General features: G+C 37.7%; 17 protein-coding genes and 1 pseudogene. 14 read left to right on the top strand and 4 right to left on the bottom strand.

All coding sequences use genetic code 11. From position 1 onward, the window contains the following. Positions 1–294 precede the first annotated feature (294 nt). A complete protein-coding gene (locus H1X92_RS07205; RefSeq protein WP_180559504.1) occupies positions 295–891 on the bottom strand; it encodes a TetR/AcrR family transcriptional regulator in 597 nt (198 codons plus the stop codon). A gap of 154 nt (positions 892–1,045) precedes the next feature. Here H1X92_RS07205 and H1X92_RS07210 point away from each other — a divergent pair, with 154 nt between their 5' ends. Beyond that, entirely contained in the window at positions 1,046–2,047 is a 1,002-nt protein-coding gene (locus H1X92_RS07210) for an agmatine deiminase family protein (protein WP_180559505.1), read from the top strand. Positions 2,048–2,085: 38 nt separating this feature from the next. On the opposite strand, the gene H1X92_RS07215 is transcribed toward H1X92_RS07210, so the two are convergent. Then, positions 2,086–3,774, bottom strand: a complete 1,689-nt coding sequence (locus H1X92_RS07215; protein WP_180559506.1) for an ArnT family glycosyltransferase — start codon at positions 3,772–3,774, stop codon at positions 2,086–2,088. 557 nt (positions 3,775–4,331) lie between these two features. Between H1X92_RS07215 and H1X92_RS07220 the strand changes: the two genes are divergently transcribed. The 3 genes from H1X92_RS07220 (at position 4,332) to H1X92_RS07230 (ending at position 8,460) form a co-directional block, all read left to right on the top strand. Then, positions 4,332–5,678, top strand: coding sequence for an NCS2 family permease (locus H1X92_RS07220; RefSeq protein WP_180559507.1), 1,347 nt, complete (start codon positions 4,332–4,334; stop codon positions 5,676–5,678). 244 nt (positions 5,679–5,922) lie between these two features. Further along, a complete protein-coding gene (locus tag H1X92_RS07225; RefSeq protein ID WP_180559508.1) occupies positions 5,923–7,572 on the top strand; it encodes a Na+/H+ antiporter in 1,650 nt (549 codons plus the stop codon). 18 nt (positions 7,573–7,590) lie between these two features. Beyond that, positions 7,591–8,460, top strand: a complete 870-nt coding sequence (locus H1X92_RS07230; protein WP_180559509.1) for a carboxylate/amino acid/amine transporter — start codon at positions 7,591–7,593, stop codon at positions 8,458–8,460. A gap of 86 nt (positions 8,461–8,546) precedes the next feature. On the opposite strand, the gene H1X92_RS07235 is transcribed toward H1X92_RS07230, so the two are convergent. After that, positions 8,547–8,939, bottom strand: coding sequence for a YidB family protein (locus H1X92_RS07235; protein ID WP_180559510.1), 393 nt, complete (start codon positions 8,937–8,939; stop codon positions 8,547–8,549). A gap of 351 nt (positions 8,940–9,290) precedes the next feature. Here H1X92_RS07235 and udp point away from each other — a divergent pair. From udp to tatC, 9 genes and pseudogenes are all read left to right on the top strand, one after another. Continuing rightward, positions 9,291–10,049 (top strand): annotated as a pseudogene (gene udp, locus H1X92_RS07240) (uridine phosphorylase). Positions 10,050–10,428: 379 nt separating this feature from the next. Continuing rightward, positions 10,429–10,959 (top strand): DedA family protein, encoded by a 531-nt coding sequence (locus H1X92_RS07245; RefSeq protein ID WP_180559511.1) that lies wholly within the window; start codon positions 10,429–10,431, stop codon positions 10,957–10,959. A 124-nt stretch (positions 10,960–11,083) separates the two neighbouring features. After that, positions 11,084–12,421: a DNA recombination protein RmuC gene (gene rmuC, locus H1X92_RS07250; RefSeq protein WP_180559512.1), complete on the top strand. Its 1,338-nt coding sequence runs from the start codon at positions 11,084–11,086 to the stop codon at positions 12,419–12,421. An 87-nt stretch (positions 12,422–12,508) separates the two neighbouring features. Continuing rightward, the gene (ubiE, locus tag H1X92_RS07255) at positions 12,509–13,264 is read left to right on the top strand and encodes a bifunctional demethylmenaquinone methyltransferase/2-methoxy-6-polyprenyl-1,4-benzoquinol methylase UbiE (RefSeq protein ID WP_180559513.1); all 756 of its coding nucleotides are present in this window, start codon (positions 12,509–12,511) and stop codon (positions 13,262–13,264) included. 1 nt (position 13,265) lies between these two features. Then, positions 13,266–13,925, top strand: a complete 660-nt coding sequence (locus tag H1X92_RS07260; protein WP_180559514.1) for a ubiquinone biosynthesis accessory factor UbiJ — start codon at positions 13,266–13,268, stop codon at positions 13,923–13,925. Continuing rightward, positions 13,906–15,543, top strand: a complete 1,638-nt coding sequence (ubiB, locus tag H1X92_RS07265) for a ubiquinone biosynthesis regulatory protein kinase UbiB (RefSeq protein ID WP_180559515.1) — start codon at positions 13,906–13,908, stop codon at positions 15,541–15,543. Before H1X92_RS07260 ends, ubiB begins: the two co-directional genes overlap by 20 nt. A 111-nt stretch (positions 15,544–15,654) precedes the next feature. Continuing rightward, positions 15,655–15,948: a twin-arginine translocase TatA/TatE family subunit gene (gene tatA, locus H1X92_RS07270; protein ID WP_180559516.1), complete on the top strand. Its 294-nt coding sequence runs from the start codon at positions 15,655–15,657 to the stop codon at positions 15,946–15,948. Positions 15,949–15,957: 9 nt separating this feature from the next. Beyond that, positions 15,958–16,497: a Sec-independent protein translocase protein TatB gene (gene tatB, locus H1X92_RS07275; protein WP_180559517.1), complete on the top strand. Its 540-nt coding sequence runs from the start codon at positions 15,958–15,960 to the stop codon at positions 16,495–16,497. 3 nt (positions 16,498–16,500) lie between these two features. After that, a complete protein-coding gene (tatC, locus tag H1X92_RS07280; protein ID WP_180559518.1) occupies positions 16,501–17,265 on the top strand; it encodes a Sec-independent protein translocase subunit TatC in 765 nt (254 codons plus the stop codon). A gap of 22 nt (positions 17,266–17,287) precedes the next feature. On the opposite strand, the gene rfaH is transcribed toward tatC, so the two are convergent. Next, positions 17,288–17,779 (bottom strand): transcription/translation regulatory transformer protein RfaH, encoded by a 492-nt coding sequence (rfaH, locus tag H1X92_RS07285; protein WP_180559519.1) that lies wholly within the window; start codon positions 17,777–17,779, stop codon positions 17,288–17,290. Between the two features lie 141 nt (positions 17,780–17,920). Between rfaH and pepE the strand changes: the two genes are divergently transcribed. After that, positions 17,921–18,646 carry a dipeptidase PepE gene (gene pepE / locus H1X92_RS07290; RefSeq protein WP_180559520.1) on the top strand — a complete coding sequence of 242 codons (726 nt, stop codon included), beginning with the start codon at positions 17,921–17,923 and terminating at the stop codon, positions 18,644–18,646. Positions 18,647–18,680: the final 34 nt, after the last annotated feature.

The raw sequence follows: 18,680 nt of genomic DNA on the forward strand, positions 1-18,680 counted from the left end.
TCATTCGCTTTGTTTTCCTAATTTCAATAATTGGAAATAGCAATTGTTTCTTCGGCTCATGTTTCATGCTAGTACATATTGCTTCAAGATTTATTCTAATCATGGTTGGTATAATGACTTTCTTGACCAAAATATAGAGCATACTTTCTATCAGAGAACTTTTTATATCGTCATCAAAATCTATTGTCACTTTTAATCAATAAATTAAATTGAAAAGTCAATTTATTACCCACATCAAAGTTATCGCATGCTAATACCTTAGTTTTATTTGCTTGCCAATTATCCTATTAACTCCTACTTAATTGGTATCAATATCTTCTTGATCATATAGATAAATGACTCTAAACGATTGGCCAAATCAAACTCTGGCTCCATAAGATCACGTCCGATTGCGCCGTCAGCGATGGTCATTAACCAGGAAGCAGTATTTTCAATCGATAATTTTGGATCAATTTCGCCATTACTGACGCCATGCTTTAGGACATCAACCAGTTGTTGTCTGACAATTTTTTCATTTTCAATAAAAGTGCTGTTAATTACCGGGTTTCTACTGGCTTCGGCAATAATTTCCAGACTTAAGCGAGCATAGGTTGGCTCATTATAAAGTTGTAATAGCCTGGTCATCATAGTAATAACAGTTTCAATGGCCGAACTATTGGCCTGTTCTATCTGTAGTAGCGTGGCAAAATCGGCCTGATCTTGTAAAGCAATGGCTTCAATAATGGAATTTTTAGTTGGATAGTAATGGAATAAATTTCCGGGACTCATGCCAGCGGCTTTACATATTTCCGCCGTTGAAGTGGCATGAAACCCTTTTTCAACAAAACAGTGAATGGCGGCGGTAATGATCTGTTTTTTCTTAGCGCGTTGTTTTTCCGTTTGGTCAGCCATATTGATCTCCAAAACAGTAGACAATAATTTTTAGACCGATTACTCTATCTACTTTTAAGCCAGAAATAAAGGGCTTTTCGCTGATTAATCTTAAACAACAGTGAATTTTAGCTATTTGCTTGCTTGTTAAATTATTTTAGTAGGATAGGTGAAAATGTATTACTTTCCGCACGAATCGCAGGCACATACTTGCACCTGGATGTCATTTGGTATGTCTGCAACCATTTGGCCAAAACACTTAATTGCCAGCCTACAGCAGAATTTAGCCGATATTGCCTTAGCAATTGCTGAATTTGAACCGGTTAATTTATTGGTTACGCCTGAAAATTATCCCGTTGCATGGAATTTACTCGGCAGTTCGGTGAACTATATTGAAGCACCACTTAATGATATCTGGATCAGGGATAGCGGCGCTAATTTTGTGCTGGATAAAAGTTTAGGGCAACTGGTGGCTATCGATTTTAATTTTAATGGTTGGGGCAACAAACAGCGGCATAATTTTGACCGTCATGTAGCCAAAATTATGGCGGACTACACAAAAAGCCAACTAATTAAAGCAAATATTAACATTGAAGGTGGCAGTATTGAAGTTAATGGTTCGGGATTAGGGATATTTACCGAAAGCTCGATCTTAAATAGTGCTCGTAATCCTAATTGCACACGCCAGCAAATAGAAGATCAGTTAAAAATCTATTTAGGATTGAAGGATATTATCTGGTTAAAAGGTATTAAAGGTTATAATATTACCGATGGCCATATCGATTTTTATGCCCGTTTTATTAATGAAAACAGTATTATTATTAACTTGGAAAATGATACTTATTCTTTTGATTATCGTGTTACCAAAGAGAATCAAGACAGCTTAATAGCGATGAATAAAATTAAAGATATAACTATATTAAATACGCCGCAAAATGTCAGAGTTAACCGTCAGCACTATCCTGAATTTGCTGCCAGTTATGTTAATTATTATCTCTGTCAACAGGCAGTGATAATGCCAGAATTTGGTGATCAAAAGGCAGATAAAGCCGCTGTAGAAATATTAACGGACTGTTTTCCCAACCGTAAAATTGTCACTGTTAATATTGATACTATCGCTATTGGCGGGGGTGGTATTCATTGTGTAACTCAACAACAACCGAAAACCGCTATGTGATCCATAGCGGTTCTCCATCATAACCATTACTGGCGTAGTTAATGTTCGATCTTCTTATACAGCACCAAATTCTCTTTTGTTTCATCGGGACGGTGACCGATCCAGAATATTTCCATGCCTGGAGGCGGTTCTCTAACCTCTTTGGAAAGATCGAGTAACCAACGGCAATTAGGCGGTGTTTCGTAGTGATATTGTGATTGATGTAATATTCCGGTGTAGTAATAAAGCATTGGCGCTTCTGATTCACCTACTTCATGGGAGACCATACAGTCGGTAGGAAGAAATTCGCTGGCAATATGCTGTTTTAGATCTGCAAACACATTCTGATAACCTTTAGCATAATCTATCCAGCCAATAAAGAGTGAGAAGATTAATCCCCAGATAACTGTTAATCCCAGACACCATATTTGGGCGGCTTTTAAAGCCAATTGGTCGGCCAGGAAACGTTTTTTAACCAACCAGATTAAGGTGATCGCTAAGGCAAATAAAAAGGCTAACCAAGAAAAATGAGGCTGATAACCACTAGGCAACCATTGACGAAAGATTGCTAGTAATTGGTGGTGTTCAGTGGAGAAAGATAACCCATAGCCAATCCATATCAACGCAATGATTAGGGAAAACAAAATTAGACTAAAGTAATAACCAATTTTATATATTAGTGAGGGTAAACGACAAAAACAGTGGGTTGCCAATAATGCCATCGGGGCAATAAAAGGTAATAGATATAACGCACGGCCAGAGGCTGAAATTTGTAATAAGATAACGCCTAATAATACAAAGCAGGTGGGTAAAAAAAACCTATTATCCGTTAGATTTTTTATTGGTTGTTTCAAGATAAAAATAAAAGCTAAGATACCTGATGGTAAGGCGAAAAGAAGTATTGCTTCAGGAATACGGAAGGCTTTGGCTTTTGCGCCTAAATGTTCAACTGAAAAACCCAAAAAACGACCAATATTATTATCCCAAAACCAAACTTTAAACAGCTCAGGGCTATCACGAAAAAGTAAAATTGGCCAGGGTAAAATTAAACTTAAAGATAGCAGACCAGCAATAATTGCCAGGCAGTAATAGCGTTTATTACGACAACTTTTTAAACAAATTGGGGCCAGAATTAAACAGATCCAAATTAAGCCGGGGATAAAAACTCCCTTTGATAACATAGTAATGATGGTACCGACTGTTAACCAAAGGGTGGAAAAGAGATTTTTTCCCTGTTTAATGAGGCCTAATAAGCCATATAAACCAATAATAGTGCCAGCGATCAATGCGGTATCGGTAAACATATCGTGGCTATGACGTAATATACCCGGCGCCGATGCGAATAGGGCTAGTGCTATCCAGATGCGATGATCAGAGAAGCTGTCAGCAGAGAAAAAACGGCGGGCTAAAAAAATAAAAAAGGATAGACTTACAGCAGAAAAAAATAGCGAGGCAGTTCTGGCTGCGTCATGCATCGGTAACCAAGAGGAAAAAAGATGAACAGCAATGGTTGCAACCCAATAATAGAGCGGGGGTTTTTCCATGAAAGGTTGGCCGGCGTTAGTTGGTATCAGCCAATTACCTGTTTCATACATAGTTTGTATGATACCAAAACTATAATTTTCATCTTGTTTCCACGGGTTATGTCCAAAGATACCTGGTAGCAGGTAAATCAACAGAAACAGTAAGAAACCGAATAGCGTTTTTATATCTGTTTTAGATAAAGAGTCATTATTTATTATTGCCATGAAATAAAATTAGTTAATTAAAATAAATATCGTTGTCATCAAACTCTGCCATGACTTATGTTTATAGCATACTCAAACGGTTTACATAATATAATAATCATCGATAAATCATATTAGCATAAATGTTAATAACATTGTTGATTTAAAAGTACCAGCGCTTACTCTGGTAGGAAATAAAAATAAACATTTTACATTTAATTAATATTTGAAAGAAATTATAAGACGAACCTAGTCAGTTTATTGGTAAATTTATTTGCCTGGCAAAATAATATCATTATTTTATCCAGTAATAGGGCGCTACTTTTAGGCGCCATATCGTAAAAAAATAAATAAAAAATTGCTTTGTTTTTCATAAAAATAAAATAGCGATAATTGTTTTTATAGTGAAAAATACTTGATTATTTCCTTAGGATCACCAGATAATTGCGCCTTTAAAAATTTCTTTTTTCTTTTTATGATGCCAAACGATTGCGTATAATTGAAATGGTTTATTTTTTGACGCAATCGTTTTCTTCTATAGTTGAAAGTTACCATCAATTTCTAAACAGAGGATCAACATGTCTGTTAGACAAACGCCTTCGAGTTGCAAACTAAATCATTTTTTTAAAATACAGCAACGAGGCTCGACAATTCGTCGCGAGATTATTGCAGGTCTCACCACATTTTTAGCCATGGTCTACTCGGTTATTGTGGTACCAGGTATGCTAGGCCAGGCTGGTTTTCCACCCACGGCGATTTTTATTGCCACCTGCCTGGTAGCAGGATTTGGTTCATTATTGATGGGATTATGGGCTAATTTACCGATGGCCATCGGTTGTGCTATTTCATTAACTGCATTTACCGCCTTTAGTCTGGTACTTAGTCAGCAGGTGAGCATTCCTGTCGCTTTAGGCGCTGTTTTTTTGATGGGATGCTTATTTACTTTTATTTCCATTACGGGTGTACGTAGTTTTATTCTACACAGTATGCCAAAGGGGATTGCTCAAGGTACAGGAATTGGTATCGGGCTGTTTTTGCTATTGATAGCCGCCAATGGTATTGGGTTGGTGGTAAAAAATGAGCAGGCCGGTTTGCCAGTTGCGCTTGGACAATTTACCTCTTTTCCTGTCCTCATGTCGTTGATTGGCTTGGCCGTTATTTTTGGTTTGGAAAAAAGAAAAACGCCGGGTGGGGTATTAATGGTGATCATTGCGATTTCTATTATTGGCTTGATTTTTGATCCGCAAGTGAAATACCAAGGTTTCTTTAAATTGCCAACCCTGGGTGAAGACGGTTTATCGTTGTTGTTTAGTATGGATATTGTTGGTGCGTTACAGCCATTCGTTTTACCGAGTTTATTTGCCTTAGTTATGACCGCTATCTTTGATGCCACAGGGACGATCCGTGCCGTAGCCGGTCAAGCTGATCTATTGGACAAAAATGGTCAAATTATTGATGGAGGTAAGGCGTTAACCGCCGATTCAGTGAGTAGTATTTTTGCTGGTGTCATTGGCGCTTCACCCGCAGCAGTTTATATTGAATCGGCAGCGGGCACCGCTGCGGGTGGCAAAACCGGATTAACTGCAGTAGTGGTTGGCTTGCTATTTTTGTTAATTTTATTTTTATCGCCCTTATCTTATTTAGTGCCGTCATATGCGACAGCTCCAGCATTGATGTACGTCGGTTTGTTAATGTTGAGTAATGTTGCCCAACTGGATTTTAATGACTTTATTGATGCTATTGCCGGTTTACTTTGTGCAGTATTCATTGTCTTAACCTGTAATATTGTCACTGGTATCATGATTGGCTTTGCTGGCTTAGTGATTGGCCGTTTCTGCGCCGGAGAGTGGCGTAAATTAAATATGGGTACCGTTCTAATCGCAATAATCTTAGTCGCTTTTTACATGAGTGGTTTAGCTATTTAAGTTTATAGACGTTGATGTTAATTACTCAGTGAAATGGAACATAAAGTTCACTGATACGATTAATCTTAAAGTCAAAAATATTGCCAATGATAGTTTGTTGTTAAGGATAGAATATGGCGAAATATAGTCGTTTTGCGGTTGGCTAGCTCTTTTTTTGATAGCATAGTCTTATTTTCTATTAATATCTGTTAAGCATAATAATACTTTGCTCGGCTTATAACTCAGACTTATCAGTAAGGATAATATGAAAATATTTTTTACCATCCTGATTTTAATTTTGGTGGTTTCAGTATCAGGTGTCATTACAAAAGTTATTCCGTTTCGTATACCGCTGCCGATTATGCAAATTGCGATAGGAGCATTGTTAGCTTGGCCGCATTTTGGTTTGCATGTTGATTTTGACCCAGAGCTTTTTCTCGTTCTATTGATCCCGCCGTTATTATTTGTTGATGGTTGGAAAACCCCAACGCGTGAATTTTTCCAAAATGGACGTGAAATTTTTATCTTAGTGTTAGGCTTAGTTTTAGTAACAGTAGTAGGAATAGGTTATGTGATCTATTGGCTATTACCAAGTATTCCGCTTATTGCGGCTTTTGCTTTGGCAGCCGTTCTTTCACCAACTGATGCAGTGGCACTCTCCTCGATTGTTGGTAGAGATCGAATACCGAAGCGGATGATGAGTGTATTAGAGGGTGAAGCTCTGATGAATGATGCTTCCGGCTTGGTGGCACTAAAATTTGCTGTCGCCATTGCTATGGGAACCATGATTTTTACTGTGTCTGGTGTCACCCTTGAGTTTTTTAAAGTCGCAGTCGGTGGTTTGTTGATTGGTATTGCGGTCACTTGGATCTATAGCAAATCACTGCGCATTATGAGTCGCTGGAGTGGTGATGATCCGGCAACCCAAATGATCTTAATGTTACTATTACCTTTTGCCGCATATCTTATTGCTGAGCATATTGGTTTTTCCGGTATTTTATCCGCCGTCGCTTCCGGTATGACAATCAGTAAAGCCGGTGTTATTCGCAATGCACCACTAGCGATGCGGTTGAGATCGGATAATGTCTGGTCGATGCTGGAGTTTGTTTTTAATGGCTTAGTTTTTATCATGCTTGGCTTACAGTTACCAGGTATATGGGAAACTTCTGTTATTCAAGCTGAGCTTGATCCTAGTGTTGAAACTTGGATGCTATTTGTCGCTGTTTTGATTATTTATACTGCTTTATTATTGTTAAGGTTTAGTTGGTTATGGTTGATGAAGCGTTTTAGCCGGCTGCTATTAAAAAAACGGCCGTTACAATTTGCGTCTTACACCTATCGTGAATTGTGGTTAGCTTCCTTTGCTGGAGTACGTGGCGCGATCACCTTGGCTGGTGTCCTTTCCATACCGTTATTCCTTACCGATGGTACGCCTTTTCCGGCTCGCTATCAGTTAGTTTTTATTGCGACAGGGGTGATCATGCTATCGATTTTTATTGGCGTGCTTGCTTTGCCGCTTTTATTGCATAATTTTAAAGTGGGTGACAAACTGGCAGATATTAATGAGATGCGAATGGCAAAAGCGGCGATGGCAGAAGTGGCTATTGTGAGCTTAAATAAAATGGAAGAGCGCCTTTCGGCCGATGCACAAGAAGCGTTAGATCCTGAAGTTATAAGTGAAGTTGCTTCCCGTGTGACAGGTTATCTTCGCCGTAGAACTGCGGGTCAGGATGAGATGGAACATAATTTGCTGATAGAAGATTTAGAGCGTCGTTTTCGTTTAACGGCGTTACGCGCCGAGCGGGCAGAGCTATATCACTTACGTGCAACGAAAGAGATCAGCAATGAAACCATGCGAACGCTATTATTAGATCTTGATTTGATGGAAGCTTTATTGATTGATAAAGAACATTAATCTACTAAGAGACAAACCATGGGATTGCTAGTTATTACGACGCTGCTATGGGCAGCATCTTTTAGTTTAATTGGTGAATATTTAGCTGGCCAGGTTGATAGTTGGTTTGCCGTTTTAGTTCGTATTGCGCTGGCGGCGCTAGTTTTTTTACCTTTTCTACGCTGGCGTGGCTTGTCATTGAAAATTATTTTACTTTATATGCTAGTGGGTGCTTTTCAGCTAGGCATTATGTATCTATTTGTTTTTCAAGCATATAACTATCTTAGCGTAGTCGAATTTTTACTCTTTACCGTGTTGACCCCGCTTTATATAACGTTATTTTATGATCTATTGGAAAGACAACATTTACGCTGGGGATACTTGTTTAGTGCAATGTTGGCAGTGATAGGTGCCGCTATCATTCGCTATGATCATTTGAGTGGATCTTTTTGGCTAGGGTTACTTTATGTGCAGTTGGCGAATATTTTCTTTGCAATTGGCCAAGTTGGTTACAAAAGAATAATGGAAATTTATCCAATCCCACAGCGGCAAGCCTTTTCATGGTTCTATATCGGCGCCTGTATGGTGGCATTATTCGGTTGGATGATATTTGGTGATGTAAGTAAATTACCCATGACAAAAATACAGTGGGGCGTTTTAATTTGGTTGGGGGTGGGCGCTTCCGGTATTGGCTATTTTATGTGGAATTATGGTGCGACACAGGTAGATGCTGGCACTTTGGCCATTATGAATAATATGTTGGTACCAGCCGGCTTATTGGTTAATTTTGTCATTTGGCAGCAACATCCCAATTGGCTTAGCTTTATTTTAGGTAGTAGTTTACTATTGTTATCACTTTGGGTGCATCGACATTGGCTCTATCGATCGACTTTACGCAAGGTAAATTAAGTGCTAACGATTGGATCCAGCCAGGCGGAAATTAGCACTAGCTTTTAAATGAAATTTGCCCATCTAACAGCGATGGGCAATAATGATTAACCACCAAAAAATTTATCTTTTAGTAATTTCATACCAATCGACGTTAAATCTAATTTTTCCGGTATTTTGCCATCCGGGGTTGCTGTATTAACTAATTTAGGCAAATACTCAGCAATTAAGGAAGAAGTTTGTTCTGAATTTAAACCGACTTTACTGGCGAGGGTAGAAATATTACTTGCGCCAAATATTGAACTAATTTGCTCCATACTTACGGGTAAGTTCTCACCTGAACCTATCCAGGATTGAATAATTCCACCAAATCCTTGTTGTTCAAATTTCTCAATTAAGCCACGTATGCCACCTTGTGTTTCAATCCAGCTTAAAATATTTTTATATTGATTAAATTTTTCACCACCAACCATACTGGTAAGTTGATCTAAAAATCCCATGATAACCCCCTTGCAACATAAAAATTGGTTAAACGATTCGTATCTTCCAACCTTTAAATTTAACAAGGTTAGAAATTATTAAAATTTTTGCTAGTCTTACGTTAATAATAGTGAGTGATAAGCTAAAAATACAATAAAAGCCTAAAAGATTTACCAGATCCTTTTATTTAATCAAGTGATTTTTATTTATTAAAAATACGATATGATCAAATTAGCATAAATAATTTGATCATATTTTTAAGTAAAAGCCGCTTTTCTTTTTTGTTTTAAATGATCCTTATCATTAAAAACTGATCATTTTATTATTAAATTAATGGATTAAATAAATTAAAAATACAATATGGTGTAATTATGTCTGATGTTTTTCATTTAGGACTCACTAAAAATGATTTACAAGGTGCAACAATTGCTATTGTACCCGGCGATCCAAATCGGGTAGAAAGGATTGCCAAATTAATGGATAATCCGGTATATCTGGCATCGCTACGTGAATTTACCTCCTGGCGTGCTGAACTTAATGGTAAACCAATTATTATTTGTTCAACCGGCATTGGTGGCCCCTCTACTTCAATTGCCGTTGAAGAATTGGCGCAATTAGGAATACGTACTTTTCTTCGTATCGGCACTACCGGCGCCATTCAAAAAAATATCAATGTAGGGGATGTACTCATTACAACTGGCGCGGTACGCCTAGATGGTGCCAGCTTACATTTTGCCCCTTTAGAATACCCTGCCGTAGCGGATTTTAATTGTACCAATGCGCTTTATGAAGCTGCTAAAGCAGCAGGGATCACAACCCATGTTGGTATTACCGCTTCTTCAGATACTTTTTATCCTGGTCAGGAACGTTACGATACTTATAGTGGTCGGGTTGTTCGTCGATTTCGCGGATCGATGGAAGAATGGCAAAAGATGGGAGTGATTAATTATGAAATGGAGTCGGCCACCTTACTGACTATGTGCTCTAGCTAAGGATTATCAGCAGGTATGATAGCCGGTGTGATTGTTAACCGGACACAACAAGAAACGCCTGATGAAATTTTATTACGCCAAACTGAAGGAAATGTTTTAGGGATCGTTGTTGATGCGGTGCGCCGGTTATTGAATTAATAAATACTACCTGTTTTGCTACTTTATTTGATAAAACGAGTATAACTTTTTGTTATTTTTATAAAATTAGGATAAATTTATTTTATTATATATTTTTATTTAATCGCGGTTTTTATTCGTCTTAAGTAATATTCGTTTTATTTTTTATTATCGTAGGTATTCAATAAGCTTTATTTTGATCAATTAACGGCTAATTTTCTTATTTCGTTTTTTTTAGTAAACCAATTAATGTTAACTGGCGGATAATAGCATAGAATAAAATAACTTAAATTTATCATTTTATAAGTTAAACTTGTCGCATTATTATATTTCAAGCTGACAATAATTTACATTATTGCCGACATAATAACGAAGGATTAACTGTAATAGGAATAATAAATTGACTTTGTCTGAGATTATTAATGTTATTACCGAATTTTCCCGTCATCATCAAATATTAGCTATTATTATTGTTTTTATATTAGCTTTTGGCGAATCGTTAGCCTTTATTTCTCTATTGTTACCAGCAACAGTAATTTTGCTTGGTTTAGGTGCATTAATTGGTGATAATGGACTTGCTTTTTTACCGATATGGTTTGCTGCCGCTTGTGGTGCTTTTTTGGGTGATTGGTTGTCTTATTGGTTTGGTTTTCATTATAAGAACAGTGTACGCCATATGTGGCCAATTTCTCGTCGTCCTGAAGTGCTCGATCGGGGTCATCGTTTTTTTGACCGTTGGGGAGTATGGAGTGTTTTTCTTGGCCGTTTTCTAGGCCCCTTAAGGGCGGTAATTCCCTTAGTAGCAGGTATTTGTGCTATGCCTAAACATTATTTTCAGCTGGCTAATTTACTTTCTGCCATGATCTGGGCATTTGCTATTTTAGCGCCAGGGGCATTTGGTTTATCTTGGCTTGCTCAGTGGATGGGGTAAAACAGTCGTTAAATTTCAGCCTCACGCAGTTGGTTGACCAAAATAAGCAAATTTTATTCTGGACATTTATACAGTAGACCACTAAGTTACTTTATAAAATAAAGACTATTTTAAGGAAACCCAGGTGGATATTCAGTTATTATATGCAATTATTGGATTTCTTACCGGCACACTCTTTGGTGGCAGTTTGATCTGGCTAGTTATTGCGCAGAAAATGAATAAAAAAGAGTCGGAATTGCGCGACTTTTATAGTATTCAGGCTTGCTATGAGGAAAAAATCGCCCACCTCGAATATTGGAAAATTGAGTGTGAACAACGTGAGCAAGAATTGAGATCACAAAGGGAAATTAATCGTAATCAAGAAGTTGAATTACGTGAAGTGATGACACGGCTTGAAGAGACACGACTGGCTTTTGAAGAGAAACAGCGGCTGTTACTTAATAGTGAGCAGCGGTTAAATGTTCAATTTGAGAATTTAGCCAATCGTATTTTTGAACAGAATGAACGTCGCGCTTCTGAGCAGAACCGTCAGAGTTTAATTGCACTATTAACACCTTTCCGTGAACAACTGGACGGTTTTCGCCGTCAGGTACATGAAAGTTTTAGTCAGGAAGCGCGTGAGCGTCATACCCTAGCGCATGAAATTCGTCAGCTTCAGCAGTTAAATGCAGAGATGGCAAAAGAAACGATTAATCTGACTAAAGCGCTAAAAGGGGATAATAAAATTCAGGGCAATTGGGGAGAGACAATTCTTTCTCGCATATTGGAGGCTTCTGGGCTAAGGCAGGGGCATGAATTTGAAACTCAAGTCAGTATCAATACCTCCAATAGCCGTTATCAGCCGGATGTGATTATTCGTTTACCACAAGGTAAAGATGTTGTAATCGACGCTAAAATGTCTCTGACAGCTTATGAGCACTATTTTAATAGTGAAGATGAGCAGCAGCGAGCTACGGCATTGCGGGGGCATGTTAATTCTGTGCGTAACCATATAAAAGAGCTTGGACGAAAAGATTATCATCAATTAAATGGATTAAGATCGCTAGATTATGTATTAATGTTTATTCCACTCGAACCCGCTTATTTGATTGCTTTACGTGAAGCCCCTGACCTGATTGACGAAGGGTTGAGAAATAATATTTTACTGGTTTGTCCTTCAACCTTATTGGTGGCAGTACGCACTATTAATAATTTGTGGCGCTATGAACGACAGAGTCAAAATGCGCAAGTCATTGCTGAGCGTGCCGCTAGAATGTATGACAAAATGCGATTATTTGTCGATGATATACAGGTTTTGGGTCAGAGTTTGAGCAAAGCACAGCTGAATTATCAATCGGCGATCAAAAAATTAGCGGAAGGAAAAGGTAATTTGATTAGTCAGGCGGAAAGTTTAAAAGAATTGGGAATAGAAGTGAAACGTCCGATTGATACTGAATTTAGCAAACAAACTGCTAAATCATAATTAACAAAAATCGGTAGATCGTAAATAAGTGCTTGCGATAAACATGATTACACTTTCGATTATTTTAATGATTAAATGAGCGTGAATATGGTAGATCCAATTAAAGAAACCACTGATTTTGGCTTTCGTAAAGTAGCCAAGGATGAGAAAGCGAATTTGGTTGCTGCTGTTTTTCATTCGGTGGCCGCGAAATATGATCTTATGAACGATCTTATGTCATTAGGGATCCATCGAATCTGGAAACGTTTTACGATAGAAGCTAGTGGCGCACGCCGCGGGCAATATATTTTAGATCTGGCGGGTGGGACTGGCGACTTGACAGCTAAATTTGCTAAAATAGTTGGCGAAAAAGGTGAGGTTGTTCTTGCTGATATCAATGATTCTATGCTGAAGATGGGGCGAGAAAAGCTCCGTGATCGGGGTATTGTTGGTAATGTTAATTATGTCCAGGCTAATGCTGAAGAACTGCCTTTCCTTGATAACTACTTTGATTGCATTAGTATTTCTTTTGGGCTGCGCAATGTTACTGATAAAGATAAAGCACTTAAATCAATGTTTAGGGTGTTAAAACCTGGCGGTCGTTTATTAGTATTAGAGTTTTCAAAACCCATTTTACCCGCATTAACTAAAGCTTATGATGCCTACTCTTTTCATATTTTGCCACGCGTTGGTCAAATGATAGTTAATGATGCCGATAGCTATCGCTATCTAGCTGAATCTATTCGCATGCATCCAGATCAGGACACGTTAAAAGCAATGATGGAGTTAGTCGGGTTTGAACAAGTTTCCTATACCAATATGACTGGTGGAATTGTTGCCCTACATAGAGGGTTCAAATTTTAAAATGGCTACCTCGTCAACGAAAAGCGATTCAACAATACCTGTATTACATGCGGCAGCAGCTTCCTTTTTACAGAACATGTTGAATAAATTTTTTTATCGGGAAGTGGCGTTGAAATCAGCCAGAATAAGGTTGATTGGCAAAGTGTTGGCGATTAATTTAAAAGAGTTATCTCAACCATTAATACTTATCTTCTCCGAGCAACGAGTTGATGTCGTAAATCAGTGGCCTACACCGGCAGATTGTGTGATAAAAACGGCGTTTGTAACGCTAGTGCAGCTTAAAGATAAACAACAACTTTCAACGCTTATCAACGATGGCAAGATTGTTATCGAAGGGGATATGCAAATTGTGCAGCATTGGTCAGCATTGCTTGATGCTGCGCAATGGGATCCCGCTCATTATCTTGCTCCTTATGTCGGTAATGTCCTTGCCGAAGGGATGAGCCGCTGGGTGAAAAAAGGTTTAATTGGAATAAATGGTTTGTTATATCAACAAAAAAATCATTTTAAAGATGTATTGGTGGAAGAATGGCGAATGTCTCCTAATACATTGGAAGTGCTAAGTTTTGCTGATAAGGTTGAGAAAGTGGCAGCGGATATTGCAAAACTGGAACAGCGTTTGGCTAAATTGGAGGAAAAATATGAGACCGGGAGAGATTAAACGGCTCTATTTTATCGTTCGAGTATTTCTAAATTATGGTTTAGATGAACTCATTCCCAAAATTAAATTTACTTTACCACTAAGGGTTGGACGCCATTGTTTATTTTGGTTATCAAATAAGCATAAAGACAAAGCCCTTGGTGAACGCTTACGTTTAGCTTTACAAGATTTAGGCCCGGTTTGGATTAAATTAGGTCAGATGCTATCTACTCGTCGCGATCTTTTTCCCACTATAATTTCTGACCAATTAGCATTATTGCAAGATAAAGTTGCTAGTTTCGATGGCCGATTGGCTCGTCAACATATAGAGCAGTCATTAGGTGGCTCTCTTGAAACCTGGTTCGATGATTTTGATGAGGAGCCCTTGGCCTCGGCCTCAATTGCCCAAGTACATACGGCAAAATTAAAACAGAATAATAAACAAATTGTAATTAAAGTCATTCGCCCAGATATATTACCTATTATTAAAGCCGATATAAACTTGATGTATCGGCTGGCTAATTGGATCCCACTTTTACCTGATGGAAGGCGTTTACGTCCGCGGGAAGTTGTTCGAGAGTATGAAAAAACATTAATTGATGAATTAAATTTGTTGCGTGAGGCAGCAAATGCAATCCAATTGAGGCGTAATTTTGAAAATAGTTCCATGCTTTATATTCCCGAAGTCTATTCAGACTACTGTCGGGAGAATGTGATGGTTATGGAGCGTATTTATGGTATTCCTGTTTCTGATATTGACGCGTTAAAGAAACAGGGAATTAATATGAAGTTATTAGCTGAGCGCGGGGTAAAAGTCTTTTTTACCCAAGTTTTTCGCGATAGCTTTTTTCATGCTGATATGCATCCTGGTAATATTTTTATCAGTCGAGAGCATCCTGAGGATCCACAATATATCGGTATTGATTGTGGTATTGTCGGTTCGTTAAATAAAGAAGATAAACGTTATTTGGCAGAAAATTTTATCGCCTTTTTTAATCGTGATTACCGGAAGGTAGCTGAATTACATGTCGATTCGGGTTGGGTACCAGCTGATACTAATGTAGAAGATTTTGAATTTGCCATTCGAACAGTATGCGAGCCAATTTTTGAGAAACCACTGGCAGAAATTTCTTTTGGTCATGTTTTATTCAATTTATTCAATACCGCCCGTCGTTTTAATATGGAGGTTCAGCCTCAATTAGTGTTACTGCAAAAAACCTTGATCTATATTGAAGGCTTGGGAAGGCAGCTTTATCCACAACTAGATTTGTGGAAGACAGCCAAACCTTTTCTTGAAGATTGGCTACATCGGCAAATGGGATTAGCGGCGATTATTAGTGCATTTAAGGAAAAAGCACCCTATTGGGCAGAAAAAATGCCAGAAATTCCTGATCTTATTTACGGAGCGCTTAAGCAACATAAATATTTACAAGATAGTATTGATAAATTCTCTGTCCAGCTACAAGGCCAACAAGTAAAGCAAAGACAAGGCCAATATTTACTTGGAATTGGCGCAACTTGCTTGATATCTGGTACTTTATTGCAGATTTTCGATTCAAAAATTGCTGCCATTGGGTTTATCTTTTTCGGTATAATTGCATGGGGTGTGGGATGGTATCGTACAGGTAAAATTGGCTAAAGTTTGTCTTTAAACAAATTTATCTTAGGATCTGTATGTATCTTACATAAAATTAGTTGTTTATAATGAAATTATACATAGTTGAACCTAATTTCGTAGAGGTATATATCAATGGGAACAACAATTGCTATGGCTACATTTGGTAGTCCCGGTCAGCTTCTTATTATTGCTTTATTGGTTGTTTTAATTTTCGGTACTAAGAAATTACGCTCACTCGGCTCAGATTTGGGGGAGTCATTAAAAAACTTCAAAAAAGCAATGAGTGATGATCATAGTAAAACTGATGATAGTAACAAAGCAGAAAAACAGCAGGCTGATGCAGACTTTAAACCGAAAAACATTACTGAAAAAACAACCATAAGTCAGACAAAAGAAACGGCTGAAAATAAAAAAAATAAAGAGTAGGTATGAACCGTGCTTGATATTGGTTTTAGTGAACTGCTATTGGTTATGATTATTGGCTTGGTGGTTCTTGGTCCAGAGCGTTTGCCGATCGCCGTTAAAACGGTTGCCGGTTGGATACGTGCGTTGCGCTCATTGGCAGCTAACGTTCAACATGAACTCTCGCAAGAGTTAAAATTACAGGAATTGCAGGAAACGTTGAGGAAGGCAGAAGAAAAAGCACAATTACAAGACCTTTCGCCGGAACTTAAGCAATCGATGGAAGAATTGCGAGAATCTACTGAGTTATTAAAGAAAAATTATCAATCATCCAACAGTCGTATTGAAGAAGAATTGGCAAAAGTAAAAGCATTTACCAGTGATCTGGAAGAAAATAGCGCAGGTAAAATAGATGAAGAAATGCCTATAACCGCTAATAAACAACGTCAGCCAGCGCAGACTGATCAGTTGGTAACTGAATCAGACCGCCGCCCTATTAAAAATAAAAAAGCACTCAAATTCCCTGCCCAGGAAGTAAAAAAGCACTCTGATCAAACTAACGGTGAAAATTAGTCTATGTCTATTGATGATCCACAACCACTTATTAGCCATTTAATTGAATTACGTAGACGTATTCTTTATAGTTTATTGACTGTTGCAGTGGTTTTTCTTGCCCTAGTCTATTTTTCCAATGATATTTATCATTTAGTTGCTGCACCATTGATTGAACAGCTACCGGTTGGCTCTCGCATGAGTGCAACCGATGTGGCATCAACTTTTTTTACCCCCATTAAACTTACGTTTATGGTGGCGGTATTTATTTCTATTCCAGTGATCTTATATCAGTTATGGGCTTTTATCGCGCCAGCACTTTATAAGCACGAGCGGCGCTTAATGTTGCCTTTACTGGTCTCCAGTAGTGTACTTTTTTACTTAGGGATGCTTTTTGCCTATTTTGTTGTTTTCCCTTTAGCATTTGGTTTTTTTGTAAAAACCACACCAGAAAGTGTTAATTTCATTCCTGATATCAGTAAATATCTCAGCTTTGTCATGACACTTTTTATGGCATTTGGTGCGGCCTTTGAAGTTCCTGTTGCCATTATTCTTCTTTGCTGGACAGGTGTTACAACTCCAGATTTGTTAAAACGTAAGCGTCCTTATATTATTGTTGGTGCTTTTATTGTCGGTATGTTTTTGACTCCACCAGATGTGTTTTCTCAGACCCTATTGGCAGTACCAATGTATTTATTATTTGAATTAGGCTTGTTGTTATCACGCTTCTATGTTGGTAAAGGACGCAAGGCGGCTGATGATAAAAATTCTGATCAAATAATAGAATAAAGAGCTATTTTCCTAATCCTAATTAATTACTTTTTTTAAATTGTTTATTATCTATTAGCTTAGCTATATTTTGGTTAAGAATGTTAAGTAGAATAATTGAACGATTTTCACCGTCAGGTTCGGAGTAAATTGCTTTTAGGCCTTCAAAAATACCTTCAGTAATAATAACAGTATCACCTGCTACCGGTGTCTTTGCTGCAACAATTTCAGGTTTAGTGGCGGACTTTAACTCGTTAATAATATTATCTGGTACGATCACAGGATAGAGACCAAATCGAATAAAATGGCTAACACCTCTGGTTGAGCGTATCGTTGTAGTATGGATCTCTTCAGGATCAAATTTTACGAAAAGATAGTTGGGAAATAACGCTTCTGTAACGGTGATGCGCTTGCCGCGCACTATTTTTTTTATTTGAGCTTCTGGTGTTAAGCAGATAACATGCTGTCTTTTTAAATTTTTTATTGCTCGCTCTATTTGCCCACGCTTACAGTAAAGAAGATACCAATTTTCCATGTTATGGCTCAAAAATAAAATTACACTTTATTACTATATCAAATTATAACTTATTATGTAGTTAAAACTAACAGCATTAATTCTCTGTAATTTGGGTAACATAGTTTTACATGATAATTAAAAAATAAAAGGTAATGATAGATGGATATATTTCTTCTCAGTAATGGTCGACTAACCACCAGTTCTCAATGGCTAAATTATGCTACAACACAATTACAAGAAATGTTTCAACGCCGACAGATCCGTAAAGCAGTATTAGTCCCTTATGCTGTTTTACGCGGTGATCATGATCAGCGTGCCTCGGAGCTTAGTCAATCATTAGGTATCGAAGTGGTTTCAATTGCCCATTTTGAATCGCCAGTAAAAGCAATTGAATCAGCAGAATGTATTTTAGTTAGTGGAGGCAATACCTGGTGGTTGAATAAATGCCTGCATGAAAATGGACTGATCGTGGCTATACAACGCGCTGTTTTTGAACGCAATATTCCCTATATTGGCTGGAGTGCTGGATGTAATGTCGCTACGCCTAGTATAAGAACAACCAATGATATGCCAGTATCTAATGCGGTTGTAATGCCCTCGTTGGGGCTATTCCCAATACAAATTAATCCGCATTATATTGATACTCGTATTAGTGGACATATGGGAGAAACTAGAGATGATCGTATTGCTGAGTTTTGTGTCATCAATCCCCATGAAATTGTTATTGCTTTACGGGAAGGCAGTGGCTTACAAATTAAAGATAGGGAACTACATTATTTTAGTGGGAAAAATGAAGGTTTTAAGATTTTTCAGTATAACCAACATTTTCCAGAACAATATGATACCAAAATATTAAAAAAATGGGTTCCTTATTGCTGTATCTAAGTTTACTGTTCAATTTAAAAGGCTTACTAATCTT

Source organism: Arsenophonus endosymbiont of Apis mellifera (assembly GCF_903968575.1).
GTDB lineage: Bacteria > Pseudomonadota > Gammaproteobacteria > Enterobacterales > Enterobacteriaceae > Arsenophonus > Arsenophonus apicola.

Excerpts from the sequence above, each read along its gene's own strand:
- pepE (WP_180559520.1), top strand. The coding sequence starts at position 17,921 with ATGGATATATTTCTTCTCAGTAATGGTCGACTAACCACCAGTTCTCAA.
- H1X92_RS07260 (WP_180559514.1), top strand. The coding sequence starts at position 13,266 with ATGGCTACCTCGTCAACGAAAAGCGATTCAACAATACCTGTATTACAT.
- ubiB (WP_180559515.1), top strand. The coding sequence starts at position 13,906 with ATGAGACCGGGAGAGATTAAACGGCTCTATTTTATCGTTCGAGTATTT.
- H1X92_RS07225 (WP_180559508.1), top strand. The coding sequence starts at position 5,923 with ATGAAAATATTTTTTACCATCCTGATTTTAATTTTGGTGGTTTCAGTA.
- H1X92_RS07235 (WP_180559510.1), bottom strand. The coding sequence starts at position 8,939 with ATGGGATTTTTAGATCAACTTACCAGTATGGTTGGTGGTGAAAAATTT.
- rfaH (WP_180559519.1), bottom strand. The coding sequence starts at position 17,779 with ATGGAAAATTGGTATCTTCTTTACTGTAAGCGTGGGCAAATAGAGCGA.
- H1X92_RS07230 (WP_180559509.1), top strand. The coding sequence starts at position 7,591 with ATGGGATTGCTAGTTATTACGACGCTGCTATGGGCAGCATCTTTTAGT.
- tatC (WP_180559518.1), top strand. The coding sequence starts at position 16,501 with ATGTCTATTGATGATCCACAACCACTTATTAGCCATTTAATTGAATTA.
- H1X92_RS07210 (WP_180559505.1), top strand. The coding sequence starts at position 1,046 with ATGTATTACTTTCCGCACGAATCGCAGGCACATACTTGCACCTGGATG.
- ubiE (WP_180559513.1), top strand. The coding sequence starts at position 12,509 with ATGGTAGATCCAATTAAAGAAACCACTGATTTTGGCTTTCGTAAAGTA.
- H1X92_RS07220 (WP_180559507.1), top strand. The coding sequence starts at position 4,332 with ATGTCTGTTAGACAAACGCCTTCGAGTTGCAAACTAAATCATTTTTTT.
- tatA (WP_180559516.1), top strand. The coding sequence starts at position 15,655 with ATGGGAACAACAATTGCTATGGCTACATTTGGTAGTCCCGGTCAGCTT.
- H1X92_RS07205 (WP_180559504.1), bottom strand. The coding sequence starts at position 891 with ATGGCTGACCAAACGGAAAAACAACGCGCTAAGAAAAAACAGATCATT.
- H1X92_RS07215 (WP_180559506.1), bottom strand. The coding sequence starts at position 3,774 with ATGGCAATAATAAATAATGACTCTTTATCTAAAACAGATATAAAAACG.